The 20,839-nt window shown below is 34.9% G+C and carries 19 protein-coding genes; 13 read left to right on the plus strand and 6 right to left on the minus strand.

From position 1 onward, the window contains the following. Window positions 1-191 precede the first annotated feature (191 nt). The 3 genes from B0A64_RS12450 to B0A64_RS12460 all read right to left on the minus strand — a co-directional run bounded on the left by B0A64_RS12450 (window position 192) and on the right by B0A64_RS12460 (window position 4,157). Complete coding sequence (locus tag B0A64_RS12450; protein ID WP_244285402.1) at window positions 192-1,607, minus strand: tetratricopeptide repeat protein; 1,416 nt, start codon at window positions 1,605-1,607, stop codon at window positions 192-194. A gap of 58 nt (window positions 1,608-1,665) precedes the next feature. After that, the gene (locus tag B0A64_RS12455; protein WP_089479847.1) at window positions 1,666-3,210 is read right to left on the minus strand and encodes a patatin-like phospholipase family protein; all 1,545 of its coding nucleotides are present in this window, start codon (window positions 3,208-3,210) and stop codon (window positions 1,666-1,668) included. 404 nt (window positions 3,211-3,614) lie between these two features. Then, on the minus strand, window positions 3,615-4,157 hold the full coding sequence (locus tag B0A64_RS12460) for a DMP19 family protein (protein WP_089479973.1): 543 nt from the start codon (window positions 4,155-4,157) through the stop codon (window positions 3,615-3,617). 213 nt (window positions 4,158-4,370) lie between these two features. Between B0A64_RS12460 and B0A64_RS12465 the strand changes: the two genes are divergently transcribed. Then, window positions 4,371-5,159, plus strand: a complete 789-nt coding sequence (locus B0A64_RS12465; protein ID WP_089479848.1) for a hypothetical protein — start codon at window positions 4,371-4,373, stop codon at window positions 5,157-5,159. Window positions 5,160-5,243: 84 nt separating this feature from the next. On the opposite strand, the gene B0A64_RS25160 is transcribed toward B0A64_RS12465, so the two are convergent. Further along, window positions 5,244-5,417, minus strand: a complete 174-nt coding sequence (locus B0A64_RS25160) for a hypothetical protein (protein WP_165769803.1) — start codon at window positions 5,415-5,417, stop codon at window positions 5,244-5,246. A 288-nt stretch (window positions 5,418-5,705) separates the two neighbouring features. Between B0A64_RS25160 and B0A64_RS12470 the strand changes: the two genes are divergently transcribed. Then, window positions 5,706-6,263 (plus strand): YdeI/OmpD-associated family protein, encoded by a 558-nt coding sequence (locus tag B0A64_RS12470; RefSeq protein WP_089479849.1) that lies wholly within the window; start codon window positions 5,706-5,708, stop codon window positions 6,261-6,263. Window positions 6,264-6,960: 697 nt separating this feature from the next. Then, window positions 6,961-7,863: a PhzF family phenazine biosynthesis protein gene (locus tag B0A64_RS12480; protein WP_089479974.1), complete on the plus strand. Its 903-nt coding sequence runs from the start codon at window positions 6,961-6,963 to the stop codon at window positions 7,861-7,863. Between the two features lie 33 nt (window positions 7,864-7,896). On the opposite strand, the gene B0A64_RS12485 is transcribed toward B0A64_RS12480, so the two are convergent. Both B0A64_RS12485 and B0A64_RS12490 read right to left on the minus strand, forming a co-directional pair. Continuing rightward, window positions 7,897-9,027, minus strand: a complete 1,131-nt coding sequence (locus tag B0A64_RS12485) for a DinB family protein (RefSeq protein WP_089479851.1) — start codon at window positions 9,025-9,027, stop codon at window positions 7,897-7,899. Window positions 9,028-9,176: 149 nt separating this feature from the next. Then, window positions 9,177-9,404 (minus strand): CDGSH iron-sulfur domain-containing protein, encoded by a 228-nt coding sequence (locus B0A64_RS12490; protein ID WP_056248078.1) that lies wholly within the window; start codon window positions 9,402-9,404, stop codon window positions 9,177-9,179. A 254-nt stretch (window positions 9,405-9,658) separates the two neighbouring features. Between B0A64_RS12490 and B0A64_RS25720 the strand changes: the two genes are divergently transcribed. From B0A64_RS25720 to B0A64_RS12540, 10 genes are all read left to right on the plus strand, one after another. Then, on the plus strand, window positions 9,659-9,784 hold the full coding sequence (locus tag B0A64_RS25720) for a hypothetical protein (protein WP_262495538.1): 126 nt from the start codon (window positions 9,659-9,661) through the stop codon (window positions 9,782-9,784). A 319-nt stretch (window positions 9,785-10,103) separates the two neighbouring features. After that, a complete protein-coding gene (gene metG / locus B0A64_RS12495; RefSeq protein ID WP_089479852.1) occupies window positions 10,104-12,161 on the plus strand; it encodes a methionine--tRNA ligase in 2,058 nt (685 codons plus the stop codon). Between the two features lie 99 nt (window positions 12,162-12,260). Continuing rightward, window positions 12,261-12,464 (plus strand): hypothetical protein, encoded by a 204-nt coding sequence (locus B0A64_RS12500; protein WP_123875916.1) that lies wholly within the window; start codon window positions 12,261-12,263, stop codon window positions 12,462-12,464. Between the two features lie 292 nt (window positions 12,465-12,756). Next, a complete protein-coding gene (locus B0A64_RS12505; RefSeq protein ID WP_089479854.1) occupies window positions 12,757-13,032 on the plus strand; it encodes a hypothetical protein in 276 nt (91 codons plus the stop codon). Between the two features lie 369 nt (window positions 13,033-13,401). Continuing rightward, the gene (locus tag B0A64_RS12510; RefSeq protein ID WP_089479855.1) at window positions 13,402-14,853 is read left to right on the plus strand and encodes a hypothetical protein; all 1,452 of its coding nucleotides are present in this window, start codon (window positions 13,402-13,404) and stop codon (window positions 14,851-14,853) included. Window positions 14,854-15,073: 220 nt separating this feature from the next. Then, window positions 15,074-15,961, plus strand: coding sequence for a DMT family transporter (locus tag B0A64_RS12515; RefSeq protein WP_089479856.1), 888 nt, complete (start codon window positions 15,074-15,076; stop codon window positions 15,959-15,961). Window positions 15,962-16,564: 603 nt separating this feature from the next. Then, on the plus strand, window positions 16,565-17,272 hold the full coding sequence (locus B0A64_RS12525; RefSeq protein ID WP_089479858.1) for an HAD family hydrolase: 708 nt from the start codon (window positions 16,565-16,567) through the stop codon (window positions 17,270-17,272). Then, complete coding sequence (locus B0A64_RS12530; RefSeq protein WP_089479859.1) at window positions 17,272-17,901, plus strand: chloramphenicol acetyltransferase; 630 nt, start codon at window positions 17,272-17,274, stop codon at window positions 17,899-17,901. The genes B0A64_RS12525 and B0A64_RS12530 overlap by 1 nt, the downstream gene beginning before the upstream one ends. Window positions 17,902-18,002: 101 nt before the next feature. After that, entirely contained in the window at window positions 18,003-19,139 is a 1,137-nt protein-coding gene (locus tag B0A64_RS12535) for an OmpA family protein (protein WP_089479860.1), read from the plus strand. A 224-nt stretch (window positions 19,140-19,363) separates the two neighbouring features. Continuing rightward, window positions 19,364-20,806 carry a hypothetical protein gene (locus tag B0A64_RS12540; RefSeq protein ID WP_089479861.1) on the plus strand — a complete coding sequence of 481 codons (1,443 nt, stop codon included), beginning with the start codon at window positions 19,364-19,366 and terminating at the stop codon, window positions 20,804-20,806. Window positions 20,807-20,839: the final 33 nt, after the last annotated feature.

A 20,839-nucleotide genomic window follows, 5' to 3' on the forward strand; every position in this document is an offset into this window, starting at 1 on the left:
AATCAATAAAATTTTCTATAAATATGATGCTCCGCTGGAGCTTTATTTTGATTATTCTAAAAAATTTCTGTCGAATTTGCTTTTTCTATAAATATGATGCTTCAATGGGGCTTTATTTTGATGATTCTTTAATTACTCTGAAAATTTCTGCTGAATTTGATTTTCTATAAATATAATGCTTCACCGGAGCTTTATTTTGATGATTCTTTAATTACTCTAAAAACTTCTGTTGAATTTGCTGCAACAATTTTTAGCAGATAAAAACCGGATGGTAAAGTAGATACATCGATTTTACTATTGGTACTTTTCCCTTTTAAAACGCTTTTTTGTTCGAAATCGAAAAACTCATAATCAAAATTGGTATCAAAATTGGCAATCGAGACAATCGTAGCAACAGGATTTGGAAAAACAAAAGGCTTTTTTTGGGCTACAATTTCGGGGTCCGTTTTATTGCAGGCACTTTCTAATAATCCTGATAAATCTGTCTCTTCATAAACTAACGTATAATCGAGTTCTTTAGCTTTTTGAAACAGCTCGCATGCTTTTTTGTATTTGTGCTGATCGAGGTAAATAATTCCGAGATTTTTCATCGCATACGAATTGTTTTTATCCATTTTCAATGCTTCTTTCAAATCCGCGATTCCTTTGTCTGATGCTCCTAACTTATGATATAGCAAACCACGGGTTGTTCTTAAATCTCTGCCACCATAGACCGCATTTCTTTCTATGATCGCCTTTTCTAATTGAAAAGCGACCTCAACATTCTCCATCGCTTTTTGATATTCGCCTGTGTCACTATACAACTTGGCAAGTGCAAATCTTGCAGAAGCATGATCCGGTTTTGCGGTTATAATTTTTTCTAAATAAAAAGCAGCCAGATCATACGCTTTTCGGTTTTGCAGTACTGCGGCAAAGTTGAATATAATGTGCAGATCATCAGGAGCATTTTTTACAGCTTTAAAAAAATAATTACAAGCAAAATTGTCCATTTCGAGCGAGGCATAAATACTGGCTAGTCGATCATAGAGCTTGCTCCTGAAAGCATCTTTCTTTTTGGTTAAAGAATCTGCCGTTGCAATGTTTTTATTTTTTGGGTCTATATCTACAGAATATTCTACCTTTTTTAAATCTTCAAGAGCCAGAGTCGTGTTGCCCAGCGTAATACTTAAAACGCCACGATTGAATAAATCATTGACCTTGGTGGGATTGTAGTTGGTTTTTGTATTGATTTCTGTTAATAGTTTCAGGGCTTTTTTGACTGCTTCTTCTCTGTCTTTGCCAAAAGGCAATTTGTGATCTGTCCTGCTTACTAATTTTCCGTGCGAGAAATTCCAGGTTACGAGCTTTTCGCCGTTACTATTGTACTGAAAACCATTGGAGTCTTTGATTCCTTTATCGTCATAAAAGAAAATCTCGTTCAGTTTTCCGTTGGGATAATAGGTTTTGGTACTGTCCGGCTTTTTATCCGGTCCGTACCAAACCTCTACAGACACAGTATGATTTTCATAAAAATATCGGGAAACATTATCTGTTGCAGCATCACTTTTTGTCTGACCGGATACAAAAACAGGCACCAACAATAAGGCAAACAGTATTTTTTTATACAAGTTAACGGGGTTTGTCAAAATTGTAAGGATTAAAGATGAAATTAGTTTTGGGACAAAATTACTTATGTTCTACCAATAAATCCTTTAATTCACTGGTTTTTAAATAGGCTGCAAAGCGTCCGGAAAGCAACAAAACTTCTCTTTCTTCGGGTGTAATCCTAAGCTTAGTTTCGACATGGGAGGCATATTCGTACAACATTAAAACTTGTCTGGCAGACAGGTCCTTAAATTTATCTTTGTCTAAAGTTGCAACGATTACCTCGCCGTCTTTATCTTTTTTGAAGGAATCTTCTCCAAACTTATCTATTAGATCCAGTTTAAAACTAACAAACAATTTGACCCAACTGCTCGATTCGTCATTGGTGTTTTTTAGCTCGAGAACCAAATCTTCGTAATTCTGATTTTTTTGCATCCGGATCAAATAATCGCGAATCGTCGTGAAACCAATAATCTGATAATTTGAAACCGGTATTTTGTAACGCTCAAAAGTGTTTTCGATATCCTTATCAAAAGTCATATATCGTGTTTGAACGGTATATAACGAAGCGGTTTCAAACAACGAAATCAATCTTATTTTGGCATCATTTATATAAGGCGTTTTTTTTCCCTGCCCCAGACAATCTATAAAAAGTGCTTTTTTGTTTTTATCATTTACCCTAGTATCATCGTGAAGCAATTCGACCAGCGTTTTATACCCCATATTGTCTGATGCGCCACCATCGACAATACACAATATTTTCTCCTGATTTTTTACGCCAAATTTCACTTTTGGCAATACACCCGGAAAAGCAGAACTCGCCGTGATGGCATACGTAAGCGGAAAATTGTAACCATCGTTAACTTCATTTTCGTTCAGGGCAATCGAAGCTTTATTGGGAGCCAAAGACGAATTAAGATTTAATCCCCTAATAATATGTGGCATAAAAGGGATGCGCTCGCCATTATTAAAAGCCGTTCCGTTTGCCACAAACATAGGCAAAGACGGAGTTGTCTTACTGTCTTTGGGAACAAAAAAATCCGACAACATCATTTGAGAGTTAAACTTATTGATGTTGCCGGGATCTGTAGCGTCGTATTGCAAAATATCCGAATCGATTCGTTGCGTCATCGATATTTTGTCCCCTTTTTCGTTTCGGCTGTTATTGAGCAGCGACAATATATTGGCCGATTTATCGACATAATCTTTGAAAGCATCGGCTTTAGAGAAATAAAACTCGTTGAAGGAACAATTGTCGTAAAACAGTTTGTTTTTAAGAATGGTGAGATAATATCCAGCAGAGAAACATCCTCCGGAAACGGCAGAGAAATAGTCGATTTCGTTCAAAAAATTACGCTGCGAATTGTCTTCCTGAATTTCCTCCAGCCCTAAAAGTACGCCCATACTAAAAAATTGTGCCCTCGAACCTCCGCCCGAAATGCCAATTCCTAAAGCAATATTAGGGTTCTGAAACTTTTTGTCGCGATCCTGAACTGACTTGTAATCGCTTAATGAAACTGATGGAATCGAACTATAATTAATTTCTGAAAAAAGGTTTATTTTGTTCTGAGAAAATCCTATTTGAAGAAAAAGAAAAAACAATATCTGGCAGTATCTGTATCTCATTTTTTGACTTTTATAAGCACTAAATCATTAAGGGCTAAATTAATAAAGTTATTTCAGAAAGTTACTTGAACGCTTCACAAAGATTCGCCAAGTTTTCTTTAAAAAAGTTTGAAATTAATCCTGTGAAAATATATTAATCGCGCAAAGACGCAGAGTCGCAAAGAAAACAAAACTTAGCGCCTCTGCGTCTTTGCGCGAGAATTCCAAGATATTCAATCAAAAAAACTTTGTGATTCTTTACGAAAAACCTTAGGATGGATTAAAATCCATCCCTACAATATAAATCGAGCCGAAGGCTCTTTCTAAAAGAACTTTGCGAATCTTTGCGAAAAACCTTAGCGAACTTTGCGGTAAAAAACCTTTGAACCTATACCCCTCTGAATCTTTGAACCTTCAAAAAAAAACTAAGCTCTCTTTATCTCATGCCCCACATATTCCTCTAAAGTAGCAAACATATCATCTACAGATAACACTTCGAAGTCTGGATGATTTTTTAAGAAATCAGCATTTAGCGTCACCAGATTTTCTTCCAATTCAAAAAAAGTATCATTGTTTAGCAAATCACGAGTTGGGTTTACACCTTCCAATTTTCCGCTTACAAATTTATTCAGCTTTACGCTGCTCATTAATTTCACCTTTTTACTTTGTTGCTGAAACAATTCAAGATGTTTTTCGGCACCAATTAGCGCCAGACCTTCTTCTATTAGTTCGTTTAATTCTTTATTCCAACCGGATTTATAGACAAACTGAGCAAAATTACCCTCGGCATATTGCGAATAGTAATAATCGAGATAGTAACTCATTAAAGCATCTTCATGAATAAATTCGTCATCGACCCCTTCTTCACGCATTAAATTGATTACCGAAATATTGGAGTGAATCACATCCTGAAGATTTTCACTATTCATTGCCGTTTCAGAAACTATTATTCTACCAAATTTCTCCATTTTGTTTTTGTTTTGAGATTGTGTTGCAAATTTCGGCGAAATAACAATAAGAACATAACTATTTTTTTTTGCGTTTTGTCTCATGATGGATTGGTTATTTGCTGCATTTTTTTTAGAATCTACCCTATTTTAATGGTTTAATGACGTATGTAGGCCTATCTTAAAACAATCTAGACTTTATATTTACTCTAATGTAAAATAAAAAACAGCAAAATGGATTGGTTTAACAAAATTTCCAGAGGATTGATCCTGTCTAATTACGACGTGATATTCAGTGAACAAAGAGGTAAAAAACTCAAAAACAAAATTCAGATTATAAAAATCAGTTTTATTTCTATTATTATAATTTTTGTAACCTCTTGTAAAGTCACCACTAAAGATTATTTAATTATTCACTCAATTGATAATATGGTTCAAACACGTCATTATTTTCATAAAAACGATCAAGAATTTGCGAGGGTCTTCGGTAATGATGAAAAAAGTGATTCTATCACATTTACCAGAATAAATGACGATTTGTTAATTACCACTTTTAGTTATGACAATGAACATAGAATAAGAATTGAGGACGGAAATGTATATATTGGTACCGAACGCATTAAATATTCCAAACATGGGATAAATCATATATATGTTTACCCTATAGAATCCCTTTCGCAAAACGATGAAGATATAGAACATGTCATGAATAAAATGTGTGGCTCTTGTAAAAGCAACAATAATAAATTTTATTACAGAGACTGTCCTTTTATCGGACCTGAATCTCTTGATATCCAATATATGGCTACTGGTTCAATCATAACTTCAGGTCAAATAATAAAAAACAAAAGAAATAAGTTTAAACAAATCAATGTAGAAATAGAACATTTTGACTCCATATTTTCTTATAGAAGACTATACTATTACAAACACAACACCCTTTCAAAAATAAAGACTATAGTGAGTGATAGCAATTCAACCAATTATTACTTAGATTCTTATGTAAAAATTAATTTGAAGTAAAGATGAAGCCCAATAGCGCGAATTTGTAATCCGTACCTGCAAAGAAATTTACCACAAAGAACTTAATGAATACAGAGATACAAGTTATACACTATCAGATTCGTCACTACTCTTCTTTTGCTCATTCATTTTTGTAACCAGAGCTTTCAACCGCAATGCATGTTCTTTTTTTTCGGCTTGAATTTTAGCCTTTTTCTTATTGAGCAATTTGGTATGCAAAGCCTTATTTTTGGTGTTTTTTTCGGGTCCTTTTGCCATGATTTACTTTTCTTTCATTACGTTTACAAAGATAAAGAACTATTAACAAAAATGATTATTTATAAGAATTAAGCGCTGAAATGTGCCGTTAGCACTAAATATTGGTAGCGATTATAGTTAGAAATTCCTATTCCCGTTTTTCTACCAACATTTAGTGCCTAACGGCACAAATTGCAGATTTTCAACCCTTGATTCGTCCGAGTGTCTTTTGTAAATAGGGACGAAATTATTTTAACACATAGAATAAGTTTTTTTATATCTTCACTCAACATACTAACTTAACCCAAAATGACCCCAACCTTCTTCGCAACCCAAGAACAATTTAGAGAATGGTTAGAAAAACATTACCAGAAAGAAACCGAACTTTTGGTAGGTTTCTATAAAGTGAGTAGTAAAAAACCATCAATGTCGTGGTCAGAATCTGTAGATCAGGCGCTTTGTTTTGGCTGGATCGATGGCGTTCGAAGATCTATAGACGAAGAAAGTTATTCGATACGATTTACGCCAAGAAAGAAATCCAGTATTTGGAGCGCGATCAACATTAAAAAAATCGAAGTACTTACAAAAGCCGGATTGATGAAAGAAGCCGGAATAAAAGCTTTCGAATTCAGGTCTGAAGAAAGATCTAAAATTTACTCGCATGAAAATGAAGCGTATATTCTTGATCCTGAACTCGAAAAGCAATTTAAAGCTAATAAAATAGCTTGGGAATATTTCAACAATCAGGCACCATCGTATAAAAAGGTAATAATTCACGTAATTATGAGCGCCAAACAAGAAAAAACAAGAATTGCAAGATTGGAAAAAGCAATAAAGTTTAGTGCTGAACAAAAACGAATGTTGTAAAAGAAAAACGATTGATTGTAACGTTGATCTAAGAACAAACAGTAACTTTATTCTATCGAAAAAATGAAGCAAACGTAAATTATAGGTCAATTTGTTGGCTATTTTTTCTCGCAGATTTTGCAGATCAAACAGATTTTTTTTAACCTATTGAATCTTTGAACTTGATTTAAGTAACCCAGATCAAAAAACAAACAGTAACTTTATTGTATCGGAAAAATTAAGCAAACGAAAGTTATAGGTCTGTTTGTTAGCTGTTTTTTCTCGCAGATTTTGCAGATCGAGCAGATTTTTTTTAACCTATTGAATCTTTGAACTTGATTTAAAATACAGAAGAAAAAGTAGCTTTTAACCCGTTGGGTGTAATTACTTCGTCAGTCAGGCTATGTGCATTTTAAATAAGTGAAACGCCTTTTTTTAAAGGTTCAAAAGCTATGTTTCTATGTGTTAAAATTAATAACATCCAACGGGCAATGATATTAAGTAAAGAAAAAACAGATAAAATGATTACTGATTTTTGAGTAACGATCTTTGATTTCAGATTTTTGGAACCCGGAAAACAGGTGATATTAGTATTTAGTAACCCCAAATCAGAAATCGTTAATCTTCAATGTAAAACCTCTTAACTTAATGATAATGCCCAACAGGTCACTTTTTATGAACTTACTTCACTTATATGGTGAAAAAAACAACTATAATAATGAAAGACAGAACCGCATTAGAATACTACGTTTTGGATGTATTCTCTAATAAAAGTTACAAAGGAAATCCGTTGTCTGTTGTTTTTACAGCTGGCAATCTGGAATTAGAAACATATCAAAATATCGCAAAGGAATTTGGTTATTCTGAGACTTCGTTTGTTTATTATTCTGTGGCACAAAAAGCGCTCCATGTTCGCTCTTTTACGCCTACAGGTTTTGAAGTCGATGGCGCAGGGCATAATTTATTAGGGGCAGTTTGTGCTGCATTACTCAAAAAAATCCCCGTATTTGAGGAGCAAAACCCGACCAATCGTTTTGTAATTATGAAAGACAGCCCTATACAACTAACGGTGAGTTTTGATCCGGTTACAGAATATCCGGTGGTACAAATGCATCAAAAACCCGCTGTGGTTATCCGGGAAGTTCCTGCTTCGACCATTGCCAAAGCACTTGGTCTGGCGATCGACGACCTCACGGTTGGCGAATTGCTGCCCACTGTAGTACAAACCGAAGTTGCACATATTATGGTCCCTATAAAAAACAGACGATTCCTGCACGATTCGATCCCGGATAACAAAAGGCTCATCGAGATTTCGAAAGAATACAAGTTCGAAGGGTTTTATTGTTTTACGATTTTTGATGAAAATCATGAAAACAGAGTCGAAGCCCGATTCTTTAATCCGCTTATAGGGATTGACGAAGATGCAGCTACCGGAACCGCCGCCGGACCCTTAATTGGTTTTCTGACCCAAAAAAAATACACAAAACCCAATACCGAATATAAAATCCTGCAAGGCGTAAAACTAAACCAGCCTTCGCTAATTGAGGTTATGTACAGAGACAACGATATCCTCGTGGGTGGTTCTGCCGTTATAACAATGAAAGGGGAACTATATCTATAAAAAAAAGCTGCATGATGCAGCTTTTTTTATGTTCTATTTCTTAATTTCTTGTGGTAATGTCTGTTTTTGCTGTGGCGGAATACGTTTCTTTAAAAACAAAATCTGTCCCAAATGGCTCGACTGATGCTCCATAACGTGAAACCAGCAATATTGATTCGTCCAATCGTATCTTTGTTGCACTTCTGCAAACCAGGCATCATCCCTTTTCTTTAATTCCTCAATAGTTTTGGCTCTTACCTCATTATAAATATCCAAATAATATTGTACATCATGTCCCTTAAACTCATCTCGCCCGCCTTGATCTAAGTTTAAAGCAGCATTCCACTTTTTCTTTTCTTCTTCGTTAAATTCTCTGTTTTCGAAAGTAAAAACCTGATAGTATTTTTCGGCAGCAGCCAGGTGCATTACCAATGCGCCAATTCTATTTGCTTCGGCATCATGCAAATAATCAATTTCGTATTGGTTCATGTTCTTCACCGTTCTTTCGACACGGTCTTTCAGATCTTCGAGCATCGAGATCATATCGCCAATTTTTGGCGAAGCGCCATCAACATTTCCAATCTTTGCTTCCAGTCTTGGTTTAATACCGGTTCCTTCGAGTAATAAACTGGTTTTGCCGTCGGCACTCGATTTGTCTAAAGTAATTTTATACTCTTTTACTTTTACAATCGCATCTTTTGAAATTCCGAAATCCCATTTTGCAATATCCCCGTTTTTTAAAGGGGTTTCAAATCCTGAATTCAAAATCGTAATGGGTTCAAAAACACCTTTTTCATTTTCGATCAGCAATTCGAATTTATCAAAATAAAATTTACCGTTATTAAGGCACAAACCACCAAAACTTAATGATTTGCTGTTATTATCAAGCGTACCTTCTACGGTATACGATTTCCACTCGTTTATTTTTACGGGTCTGTCTCTCATATTATCAAAAAAACCATCTTCGTCATTTTTAGTATCTACTCTTGCCCAAACTCCTGCCCAGGCTTTAGGATCTGAAGCTTCTACTTTTACAGACGCAATGACTTTAAATTTTTTCTTGACCGAAGTCTGGATCGCAATAGTTTGATTGAAAGCGGTCCAATCGCTCGAAACCGTCTTTTGTGTTTGAGCCTGAGCCCCAACAAAGGTTAAAAATAAGAATAGGATAGTGAGTTTTTTCATTCTTTTGGTTTTTGAAAATTTTGGTAAATATAATATAGTTTTTTAAGGAAATAACTTATTATTATGCAGAAATTATTCTAAAAATAGAGCATAAAAAAAAGCTGCATCATAAATGCAGCTTTTATAGTATAACCAAAAAACGAGGTTTTTTAGTTGGTTTTCATTGGTGGCAAATCGAATGCGATAGAATCGTGTTCGAAATTATTACGGTGTCCTCCATCGCAAAAAGGCTTGTTTGCAGATAATCCGCAACGGCAAAGTCCTAAAGCGGCTCTTCCTTGCAGTCCGTAAACGGTTCCCTCAGAATCCATGATTTCAAAATCGCCTTCGATCTTGATAGATCCGTTTTTATTGATGATTAATTTTGTCTTGCTCATAACTTGTTTTTGTTTTTTGAAGGCAAAGGTTGCAAAATATATTTTGAAGATTTTAATCGGGATGCTAGTTTAAACTGGTTCTATTTTATGGATTAAAATAATCGCGCAGAGGCGCAAAAGTTTTATAGATTGTGTTGAAATAATCTCGCAAAGTCGCGGAGGCGCAAAGTTTTAAAATTATATGTGTCGCCCCTACGGGACTTTTGTTTGTGGTCGTATTTCATTTTCAACGGATTAAAATCCGTTGCTACAATATGTCACGAACCGAAGGCTCTCTTCAAAGTTCCGGAGGAACGATTTATTTTGTAGCAACGGATTTTAATCCGTTGAAAAATGTGCGATATTGTCATTTCGATCCCGAGGTTTCAGAATCGAAATGACAAAATTGGTGTTTTTTAGCCCCGATAGAAGTGGAAATCCTTTTGTGTCCGCCGCGGCGGACACAAAAGATTGTAACGGATAGCGGGATTAGCTCCTGAAAAAACTACTAAGAAAAATCAAATCTTTGTCGAGTTTCTAGTTTGATTGCTTCGTTCCTCGCAATGACAAACAATGAGAAAAAACTTTGAGACTCTGCGCCTTTGCGAGATTAATTCACATTCTTTAAAACAAAAACTCAGTGCTTTTTCTTTGCGAAACTCCACGGAATAACAAAATCTCAATTCTATTGCTTATTTTTGCACTCAATAAAATTGAGTTATGATACAAAATCCAAAGAGATATACTATTACGGCGGCATTGCCTTATACCAACGGACCTATACATATTGGGCATTTGGCGGGGGTTTACGTGCCTGCGGATATTTATTCGAGATATTTACGTTTGCAAGGAAGAGACGTTGCGTTTATTTGCGGAAGCGATGAACACGGGGTTGCGATTTCGATGAAAGCCAAAAAAGAAGGAATTACACCACAAGAAGTTATTGATAAATATGACGGAATTATCAGAAAATCATTTGCTGATTTCGGGATTTCGTTTGATAATTATTCCAGAACTTCGGCAAAAATTCATCATGATACGGCTTCGGAATTCTTTAGAACGTTGTATGATAAAGGCGATTTTATTGAAGAAGTAACGGAGCAATTGTACGATGCAAAAGCAAATCAGTTTCTTGCAGATCGTTTTGTGGTTGGAACCTGCCCTAAATGTGGCAATGAAGGAGCTTATGGCGATCAGTGCGAAAATTGCGGATCGACTTTGAACGCTACGGATTTAATAAACCCAAAATCGACAATTACGGGAGAAACTCCCATTTTGAAAGCTACAAAACACTGGTTTTTACCTCTTGACCGTTATACTGAATTTTTGACAGAATGGATTCTTGTTGGACATAAAAACGACTGGAAACCTAATGTTTACGGACAAGTAAAATCTTGGGTCGATGGCGGATTGGAACCTCGTGCGGTAACGCGTGACCTGGATTGGGGAATTGATGTTCCGGTTGAAGGTGCCGAAGGAAAAAAATTATATGTTTGGTTTGATGCGCCTATCGGGTACATTTCATCTACCAAAGAATGGGCTTTGCGCGAAGGAAAAGACTGGGAACCATATTGGAAAGATGAAGACACGAAGTTGGTTCATTTTATTGGGAAAGACAATATTGTTTTTCACTGTATTATTTTTCCAGCGATGCTTAAAGCCGAAGGAAGCTATATTTTGCCGGACAATGTTCCTGCAAATGAGTTTTTGAATCTGGAAGGAAACAAACTTTCGACTTCGAAAAACTGGGCAGTTTGGTTGCACGAATATCTGGAAGAATTTCCGGAGAAACAAGATGTTTTGCGTTATGCATTGACATCAAACGCACCGGAAACTAAGGATAATGATTTTACCTGGAAAGATTTTCAGGCGAGAAATAACAATGAATTAGTGGCAATTTTTGGTAATTTCATTAATCGTGTGGTGGTTTTAACCAATAAATATTACGACGGATTTGTTCCAACTCCTAATGAACTGTCTGAGGTTGACGAAGCTGCTTTGGCAGAATTAAAAGCGTATCCTGCCGTGATTGCAAGTTCGGTTGAGCGTTACAGATTCCGTGAAGCTCTTGGCGAATTGATGAATGTGGCACGTTTAGGAAATAAATATCTTGCCGATGAAGAGCCTTGGAAAGTGATGAAAGACAATCCGGAGCGTGTAAAAACTCAAATGTATGTTGCCTTGCAAATTGCTGCTGCATTGAGCATTTTGGCAGAACCATTCTTGCCATTTACTGCGGCTAAATTGTCAGGAATCCTGAAAAATGAAGGTAAACTGAAATGGAATGACGTGTCTGAAATATCGGAATTGATTCCTGACGGTCATCAAATTGGTGAAGCCGAATTGTTATTCGCAAAAATAGAAGACGAAGAAATACAAAAACAAATAGATAAATTGGAAGCTACAAAAACGGCTAATCTTGCCGAAAACAAACAACCGGAACCACAGAAAGATTTAATTCAATATGATGATTTCGCTAAAATGGATTTACGTGTAGGAACCATTATCGAGGCCGAAAAAATGCCAAAAGCCAACAAACTTCTGATCTTGAAAATTGATACCGGAATTGATGTTCGCACCATAGTTTCCGGAATTGCCGAAAGTTTTTCGCCAGAAGAAATCATTGGTAAACGTGTTACAGTTTTGGCAAATTTAGCGCCAAGAGCTTTACGCGGAGTCGAAAGTCAGGGAATGATCTTAATGACCACAAACGCCGAAGAAAAATTAGTATTCGTAAATCCTGATACTGATGCGCCAAATGGCGAAACGATAAACTAATTGTTTCGATAAAATAATAAATAAGAGAAAGTTATCAGCCTAAAATATCTGGCAGATAACTTTCTTTATTTAGATGACATTCGATAAATAATTATAATTTTGATTACATCAAGTAATATTATGGATTTGAATTTTATAAATGCATCTCAGAATCTTTCTGATTCTTCAGGAAACGAACTTTATGAAATTTCTAACAATCAAGAGACAGCAATTACAAATAGTCGAATAGAGATTGAAAATGGGTATTTTCATAAAAATGAAGATGTGATTTCAGAAATGAGAAAATGGCTAAAAAAGAAATAATTTGGTCTTCTTTGGCTAAACTTAAAATATGAGATTTCTAAAAACCTTAATTAAAGATCTCAAAAACCAAAACGTTAAAATAAGAAATTTCTTTCTTATTTGACACTTTAATAATTTTATAGTCGTACGTTTGCTTTGCAAAAATACAGTAAGGAGCAATCCTTGAAACTTTTAAAATTAACATAAGCGAATCCCTCGCCATGATGTCCCTGAGGAAACAATGGGAAACCTATCCTTACGGGTATTTTTGCACATCTAAAGCGGGGGTTTCGTGCGTTTATATTTTTTCGGTATGCAAAAAGAAAATGAAAAAACAGTAGAGCCAGATGTAATGATTGCAATGGCAAAATTTCTCTCAGACATTTGGTTTGAAGTCGAAGTTAGGAAACAACCAGACGACATGTCCGAAATTTTTGACGCTATTCTGGCAAGCGAAGTAGGAGATTATCTGGATCTCCGGGTTAAAATGATTAATTGCATTCGAACCGTAAAAACTCTTGCAAAAGCACTTGAACCTTTTTCTGACATGGAGATCAAGAAAGCTTACCAGAAAGCGCTTAGCGCATAATACCACACAAAAACAAGTTTAGTCCTAAATTTTTATTGCAAATGCCAATCAAGGATCAAAAGTCTATAAGTTGTGCCGCCAGGCACCAACTATTGATAGAAACCATAAGTGCCGCCAGGTACTAAATGTTGGTAAAAAACATGAGGTGGAAATGAAATTGCGTGCCGTAGGTACGCAATACAGAACGTTTTGTTGCGTACCTACGGCACGCCAACGAATTTTGAACCTAAATTTTCTACCAACATTTAGTGCCTGACGGCACATTTTGACTCTTGATTGGTATTACTAAATCAAACATCCTGCATTTTCTTTTTTGTCCAAGAAAAAAATAAGATCTTCGCCAAAAATTAAATCACACTAAGTTTGTATATGATGCTAAAAAAATTATTTCTGACATTTCTATTTTTAAATACTTTATACTCTTTTTCGCAAGAAATTGTAAGTTCTACTCCTTTGGAATTAAAAAAGAACCGAGACGTTTTTCAAACCGTAAATGATGCAACTAAAAAAGTTACGGTATTTGTTAGTGACAAGATAAAAGTAAAAGCTCTTGAGCTTAACGAAAAAATGCAGGTTACAGATAGTATTTCTACAGAAAGACCAGATCCTAAAGTCTACAAAAACATGATTGGTTATAATATTAGCAACAACAGCACTAGACTTTTTTGGTCTTCTGGTGATTATGATGCTATTTTTGGTCAGTTATTCGATTTTAGTTCCCGAAAAGTAGTCACCAAACAATATCCTTTAGTATTAAAAAACGAAAAAGTATTACAACAATTTAGTGAGAACGATAATTTCTATATTTTAACTGTTACCAAAAAAAGCAACAATCTAAATCTTCATATTTTTGATAAAAATGGCGATTATACAACCAAAGTAATTTCGCTAGACGGATTTCATTTCTTTAAATTAAATTATATCAAATCAGATTTATATGGTGTTTTAGAGCAAAATTTACTTGCCTTTGAACCTCCTTTCTCCTTACCGGCTATTAATGTTAATAATCCAACATCGTTAAACGATGCCGCAAAAAGAAGAAAATGTTATTTTGACAAAAAACAACTTGTCATAACGATTGACCTCAATGTAGATTTTACTCAGGTTATTTTAATTGATCTGGAGAAATTTACTGCTATAGAAAAAATTATAAAATCTACGTCTATTTCAAAATTGAGCAGTTCGGGATTTCAAATAAGTATTAGCTCAAATTCTTTTTTCATCGACAATAAGCTTTATCAGATCAAAACCTCATCAGACGAGTTTTATTTTACCATAAGAAATCTTGATGGTACAGTAATAAAGGAATACACAACAACGTCTGACACTACAATTGATTTTAAAAATTCTGAAATTTCTCAGCAAGGTGGTGATTTTGGCGGAAACAGAACCCTGGAAACCAGTTCGCAGTTTCTTCGCAAAATAAACAATTTGAACACTGGTATTTCCTGCTATCCTATTGGCGAAAATACCTTGGCAACGATTGGAGGGATTTCCGGGCCACAGCAATCGGGAGGACAAGCCGTAATGGGTCAGTTTGGCTTTATAGGTGCAATAATGGGAGAGATATTTTTTAATCCTACCATGAACAACTTCAATTCGTATGCAAATAGAAAAGTGGTCAAAATCGATGGTGTTTTTGATAAAGATGGCAATCATATCAAAGGCGATTTGCAACCTCTGGCATTTGATAAGATTAGAACCTTTTTTGATAAAAACAATGATGTATCATCACAAATCTTATTCAAAATAAAGGATTATTATCTGGGGTATTACGACAACAAAACCAAAGAATACATTATTAGAAAGTTTAACGATTAAATAATTTACCAAAATTCCCGAGCTAAAATTCGGGAATTTTTGTCTTCTTATAATTCCTTTTTAGATTGCTGTAGCATAATTCTATTAAGCTGGAAAACGTATAAAAATAAAAAATATCAAATTTTTAGCTTTTCTGAATAATAACTATCGTAAAATATAAGTTTCCTTATAAAAACTGGAGCTTTCAAATGAGTGGTTTCAAAAGCATAACTAAAATAATATGAAAATCACCAAACCAAGATTAGCCTTAATCTGCGGAATACTCTGTATTTCGATTTTCCCTATACTGGTAAAACTAAAATTAGCCCCGGGATTAATCTCGGCATTTTATCGCATGTTTTTTGCTGTAATCTTGTTATTGCCTTATGTAGTACTTACCAAAAATTTTAAACTCCCAAAGACAAAATTCGTACTATTGGCAGTACTTTGCGGTGTTTTATTTTCATCTGATGTTGCGGTTTGGAATATTGCGATTCAGGATTCGAGTGCAACGCAGGCTTCATTATTAACAAATTTATCTCCGGTTTGGGTTGGAATTGGTTCTTTCTTTTTTTTGAAATCAAAACCCGCCACCAATTTCTGGATTGGGACTGTGGTTTCGTTATTTGGGATGATTACTTTGGTTGGCTTTAGCTTTTTTCTGGAGTTAAATTTTAATCAGGCATTTCTTTTTGCCGTGCTATCCGGAATTTTATATTCGATTTATCTTTTGGTGAGCAAAAATGTCCTTTCACAAGTTGATGTTTTATCGTTTATGACCATTAGTTTATTTGCTTCGAGTATTTACTTAGGAATACTTTGTTATTGCTTAGATCAGCCTTTTACGGGATTCTCAGACACAGGTTGGTTTGTGTTGGTTTTGCAAGCCGTAATTTGTCAATTGTGTGCGTGGCTTTCTATAAGTTATGCTACACAACACATGCGCGCCACAAGGGTTTCGTTAAGTTTATTGAGTCAGGCAGTAATTACTTCTATATTAGCTTGGTTGTTTTTGGAAGAACAAATAACTTTACAAATGGTTTTGGGCGGAATCATTTTGCTATTCGGAATCAGAATTACATTTTACGATAAAGCTATTTCTTTTAAGGGATTGTTTTCTAAGAATTAGCATTGAGAATTGGCACGCGGATTTTTACTGATTGAACGGGTTTACGCAGATTGCTTTTAATTTATTGCGAAAAAAGTTTCACGCAGATAAAGCAGATTTAAGCAGATTTAAAAAAATCCTTTTAATCTTTTTAATCTGTGGCTAAAAAGTTCTCTCGCAGATTTGGCAGATTAAGCAGATTCTTTTTAATTCTTTGTAATTACATAATCTGTGGCAAAAAAAATTAGTGACCATTCGTGTAATTCGTGGCGAAAAAAGTTTCTCACAGATTTGGCAGATAAAGCAGATTGTTTTTGAAAATCTTTATAATCATCTGAATCTGTTGCGAAAAGATTAGTACAATTCGTGTAATTCGTGGCGAAAAAGTTCTCTCGCAGATAAAGCAGATAAAGCAGATATTTAAAAATCTTTGTAATCATTTGAATCTGTGGCAAAAAAATTAGTGACCATTCGTGTAATTCGTGGCGAAAAAGTTCTCTCGCAGATAAAGCAGATATTTAAAAATCTTTGAAATCATCTGAATCTGTGGCAAAAAAAATCGCGATTATTTGTGTAATTCGTGGCAAAAAACCTAAAACAAAACAAACTTGAAATAATTTTTCTATGTTACATAAAAACAAAATACCAAATTTAAAAGTAATCGCATTTGATGCCGATGATACTTTGTTTGTCAACGAACCCTACTTTGAAGAAACGGAGCATAAATTTTGTGCTTTGATGGAAGATTACCTTTCGCATCAGGGGATTTCGCAGGAATTATTCAAGATCGAAATCGAGAATTTGCCGTTGTACGGTTACGGGATCAAAGGTTATATCTTGTCGATGATCGAAGCTGCGATGAACATCTCGAACCATACAATCCCGATTGAGGCTATATCAAAAATCATTCAGTACGGAAAAGAATTACTCGAAAAACCAATCGAACTTCTGGATGGCGTCGAAGAAACCCTAAAATCTTTGCACGGAAAATACAAATTGGTCGTTGCCACAAAAGGCGACCTAAAAGACCAGCACAGTAAATTGCACCGTTCTGGTCTGGGCCATTATTTTCATCATATTGAGGTAATGTCAGACAAACAAGAAATAGATTATGAAAAACTATTGGGTCGTCTGGACATTCAGCCGCATGAGTTTTTAATGATCGGGAATTCCTTAAAATCAGATGTTTTGCCGGTTTTGGGCATTGGAGGTTACGCTGTTCATATTCCGTTTCATACCACTTGGGAGCACGAAAAAATTAGTCACAAAGTAGAACATGAACATTTTAGTTCATTCGAAAAAATTACTCAAGTAGTTGAGAACTTATCATAATGAAAACACTTTTAGATTTAGAAAACTGGAATAGAAAAGAACATTTCGAGCATTTTAGTAAAATGGAAGAGCCTTTTTTTGGTGCAACCGTCGAAATAGATTGTACCAAAGCCTATCAAACGGCAAAAAGCCTTAAAGCTTCCTTCTTTATTTACTACTTGCACAAAACACTGGTTGCCGTAAATACAATCGAAAATTTTAGATACAGAATCGATAATGACAAAATCTATATCAACGATCGCATCGATGCATCGGCAACAATTGGTCGGGAGGACGGTACTTTTGGGTTTTCATTTATAGCATATAATCCGGATTTTAAAATCTTCGAACAAAATGCCCTGACCGAGATAGAACGCATTCAAACCACATCCGGACTTTTTACAAGAACATTCGACGATGATAACCTGATTCATTTTTCGGCAATTCCGTGGTTAAATTTTACCTCGCTTTCTCATGCCCGCAGTTACACCTTTCCGGACAGTTGTCCTAAAATTTCTTTTGGAAAAATGATCACTTCGGCAAGCGGCAAAAAAACCATTGCCATGTCAGTACATGTGCATCATGGCTTGATGGATGGTTTGCATTTGGGACAATTTGTAGATTATTTTCAGGATTTAATGAATGGCTAGAATAGATTTAACCTTATTCTGTTGTGTTTATAACTTTTAATGGGTAGACAATTCTTACAATAAATTGTTTGTTTGACGAGAATTTAAATCTCAAAATAACAATGAAAAAAATTGTAACTATTCTAGCGCTATCACTGGGTTTAACAAACCTACAGGCGCAAACAGAAGCAGAAAAAAACACACGGAATGACTATAACAAATGGTCGATCGAGTTAGATGGTGGTTTTAATAAACCGCAACGCCCAATGGCAGGTGATTATTATACCGCAAAAATTAGCCCGTTTACTGCTGATCTGGGTGTAAGGTACATGATGAACAACAAATTTGGTCTTAAAGCTGACTTTGGATATAACAGCTTCACGGATCATGGAAATTCTCTTGATTTTGATTCTAAATATTACAGAGTTGATCTGCAAGGTGTGGCCAACTTAGGACGAATCATGAATTTTGAAACATGGACCAGAACTATTGGTCTTTTGGGTCATGCTGGTGTTGGAGTTGCTCAATTAGAGAACAAAGACTTACATGTAAAAGACAGAATGGGTAACTTTATTGCAGGTATTACAGGTCAAATTAGATTATCTGACCGTTTTGCTTTAACAGGCGATGTTACTACAATTGTAAATGCTTTTCAGGATGCCACTTTTGACGGAGCGGGTCGTACCAATTCAAGAGGTCTGTCAGGAGTTATGTTCAACGGAACTGTAGGGTTAAACTATTACTTAGGTAAAAACACTAAACATGCTGACTGGGTTGTTATCTCACAAGAATTTGATGCTTCGCCATTAGAAAACAAAATAGCAGAACTTGAAGCTTTGGTTAAAAAAACACCAGAAAAACAAGTAATTATCGAGAAAACAGTTAGTGCTCCGGTAGTTAGCGACAGAGATATTATTAAAGACATGATCAATGACAAATACTATAGCGTATATTTTGACTTTAATAAATCGACTCCTATCGAAAATTCTACTGCTGCAATTGATGTTGTTTTAACGTATTTAAGAAAAAACCCTTCGGCTTCAATCAATATTATTGGTTATGCAGATCAGGTTGGCAGTTCAGAGTACAACGAGAAACTATCAGATGCAAGAGCGAACAATGTTAAAACCATTTTCGAAAAAGCAGGTATTGCATCTTCAAGATTAAATGTTGTTGCAAACGGAGCAGACACCTCTATCCAAAAAGATTCAGAAGAAGCGAGAAGATTAGCAAGAAGAGTTACTTTTAAAGTGAACTAATCTTTTGTCATAATCAAAAATCAGGTCCTAAAGAAAATATTCTTTAGGACTTTTTTTATACCTTTAATCCAGATCCTGAAACCATATTGGCAATAATTTTAATTTATGCTGATAAAAACAACTGTGTACTTTAAGCACAAAAATGAGTTTCTTTTATAAATTCATCAACAGTGATCTATAAAATAAAGAGATAAATTTGGAATGATTATTGTCGATAAAAACACATGAAAAAATTATTAATTTTCTTTCTTCTCCTTTATAAATCAGTACTTCTGGGGCAAACGGTATTGAACTCCTATCCCTTGGATTTAAAAAAATATGATCAGGCAAATCAAGTTCTCAATGTCGAAAACACAATAACAAACGATGTTTTTGTATTTGCAACAAACACAGAAAACGTTACAGTCTTAAAATACAACAGCGCTTTGTTCCTAAAAAGCGAACTTACCGTTGCGCGTGCCAATCTCGAAGGTTATTCGATCATTGGATACAGTTTTAGCGAAGACGAAAACCCAACTTTATACTGGGCAACAGAAGATTATAAAAGTATTATAGTGGCTAAATATTACCTGGAAGACAAAACCTATAAAATGCTAAGTTTTAAATTTCCTGCTTTGAGCCAGTCTGTCATTACAACATTTCAAAAAAACAATTTATTCTACATCCTGACCAAAGATAAAGTGCAGCCCATATTAATTGCTTATATTTTTAAAAATGGAGTTGTAGAAGAAAAAGCATTTGATTTTGCGGGCTTTACATTTCAAAATCGCAAGACACAGTTCTTAACTTTCAATGATATTATCAAAGAAAACCCAATCGAAAAAATAGAATCAGACGACTACAATCCTTTGTACAAAAGTGCACAAAGAAGTAAAGTATATATGTTAGACAATCACATTGTTTTGTCATTGGACTATAATCCCAAAAAAACACAGGTCTTTGATATGAATCTTGAAAATCATGATTTGATCGAAAAAAACTTTGATCAATCTGAAACTCAAAGCCCAAGAAAATCAAGTAACTCTTTTTTATATCAGGACAAAATATACCAGATCAATGCTACTCAGGACGAACTTATATTTGATGTAAAAAATTATAATTCGGGAGAAATCCTAAAAAGCTTTAAAGTCACAAAAAATGACACCATCCGTTTCAAAAGCTCTCCTTTGTTAATGCAGGGAGAAACGGAAAGAACGCGGGAAATAAAAAAAACAAGTAAGTTCTTACAACGTCTTTCATACTTAGATATAGGCTTATCTGTTTTTAAAAGCGGTCAAACTACGATGGTAACTTTGGGCGGAGTCCCAAGACCTGAAAGAATGTATTATACTGTAAATGATGAGTTATTCTCTTTTGATTATACACAAACTTTTCATTCTGAGAGTGTGTTTTTTGAAAGCACATTAGATCGCAATAATGAATTCTTTAAACGCATACAGCAGCCCCTTGCCCTTGATAACATTAACTACTTTTTAAATCAGAATAAAAAAGCAACATTCCCAAATATCTTAAAATTCAGGGATTTCTATATTCTGGGATATTTTGACAGTGGTACAAAACAATATATTATGCGCAAATTTACAGACGGTTTTGCCCCCGAAGAACCTTTAAATCCTATTATAAACAAAGCTATTTTCTCGAAATCGTTTCCTGTAGACAAACCTTAAATTTATTGAGAATTAATCCAAATGGCTCCTGTT

Origin of the sequence: Flavobacterium araucananum (genome assembly GCF_002222055.1) — a bacterium.
Lineage (GTDB): Bacteria > Bacteroidota > Bacteroidia > Flavobacteriales > Flavobacteriaceae > Flavobacterium > Flavobacterium araucananum.

Excerpts from the sequence above, each read along its gene's own strand:
- B0A64_RS12455 (WP_089479847.1), bottom strand. The coding sequence starts at position 3,210 with ATGAGATACAGATACTGCCAGATATTGTTTTTTCTTTTTCTTCAAATA.
- B0A64_RS12460 (WP_089479973.1), bottom strand. The coding sequence starts at position 4,157 with ATGGAGAAATTTGGTAGAATAATAGTTTCTGAAACGGCAATGAATAGT.
- B0A64_RS12465 (WP_089479848.1), top strand. The coding sequence starts at position 4,371 with ATGGATTGGTTTAACAAAATTTCCAGAGGATTGATCCTGTCTAATTAC.
- B0A64_RS25160 (WP_165769803.1), bottom strand. The coding sequence starts at position 5,417 with ATGGCAAAAGGACCCGAAAAAAACACCAAAAATAAGGCTTTGCATACC.
- B0A64_RS12470 (WP_089479849.1), top strand. The coding sequence starts at position 5,706 with ATGACCCCAACCTTCTTCGCAACCCAAGAACAATTTAGAGAATGGTTA.
- B0A64_RS12480 (WP_089479974.1), top strand. The coding sequence starts at position 6,961 with ATGAAAGACAGAACCGCATTAGAATACTACGTTTTGGATGTATTCTCT.
- B0A64_RS12485 (WP_089479851.1), bottom strand. The coding sequence starts at position 9,027 with ATGAAAAAACTCACTATCCTATTCTTATTTTTAACCTTTGTTGGGGCT.
- B0A64_RS12490 (WP_056248078.1), bottom strand. The coding sequence starts at position 9,404 with ATGAGCAAGACAAAATTAATCATCAATAAAAACGGATCTATCAAGATC.
- B0A64_RS25720 (WP_262495538.1), top strand. The coding sequence starts at position 9,659 with ATGTCACGAACCGAAGGCTCTCTTCAAAGTTCCGGAGGAACGATTTAT.
- metG (WP_089479852.1), top strand. The coding sequence starts at position 10,104 with ATGATACAAAATCCAAAGAGATATACTATTACGGCGGCATTGCCTTAT.
- B0A64_RS12505 (WP_089479854.1), top strand. The coding sequence starts at position 12,757 with ATGCAAAAAGAAAATGAAAAAACAGTAGAGCCAGATGTAATGATTGCA.
- B0A64_RS12510 (WP_089479855.1), top strand. The coding sequence starts at position 13,402 with ATGATGCTAAAAAAATTATTTCTGACATTTCTATTTTTAAATACTTTA.
- B0A64_RS12515 (WP_089479856.1), top strand. The coding sequence starts at position 15,074 with ATGAAAATCACCAAACCAAGATTAGCCTTAATCTGCGGAATACTCTGT.
- B0A64_RS12525 (WP_089479858.1), top strand. The coding sequence starts at position 16,565 with ATGTTACATAAAAACAAAATACCAAATTTAAAAGTAATCGCATTTGAT.
- B0A64_RS12530 (WP_089479859.1), top strand. The coding sequence starts at position 17,272 with ATGAAAACACTTTTAGATTTAGAAAACTGGAATAGAAAAGAACATTTC.
- B0A64_RS12535 (WP_089479860.1), top strand. The coding sequence starts at position 18,003 with ATGAAAAAAATTGTAACTATTCTAGCGCTATCACTGGGTTTAACAAAC.
- B0A64_RS12540 (WP_089479861.1), top strand. The coding sequence starts at position 19,364 with ATGAAAAAATTATTAATTTTCTTTCTTCTCCTTTATAAATCAGTACTT.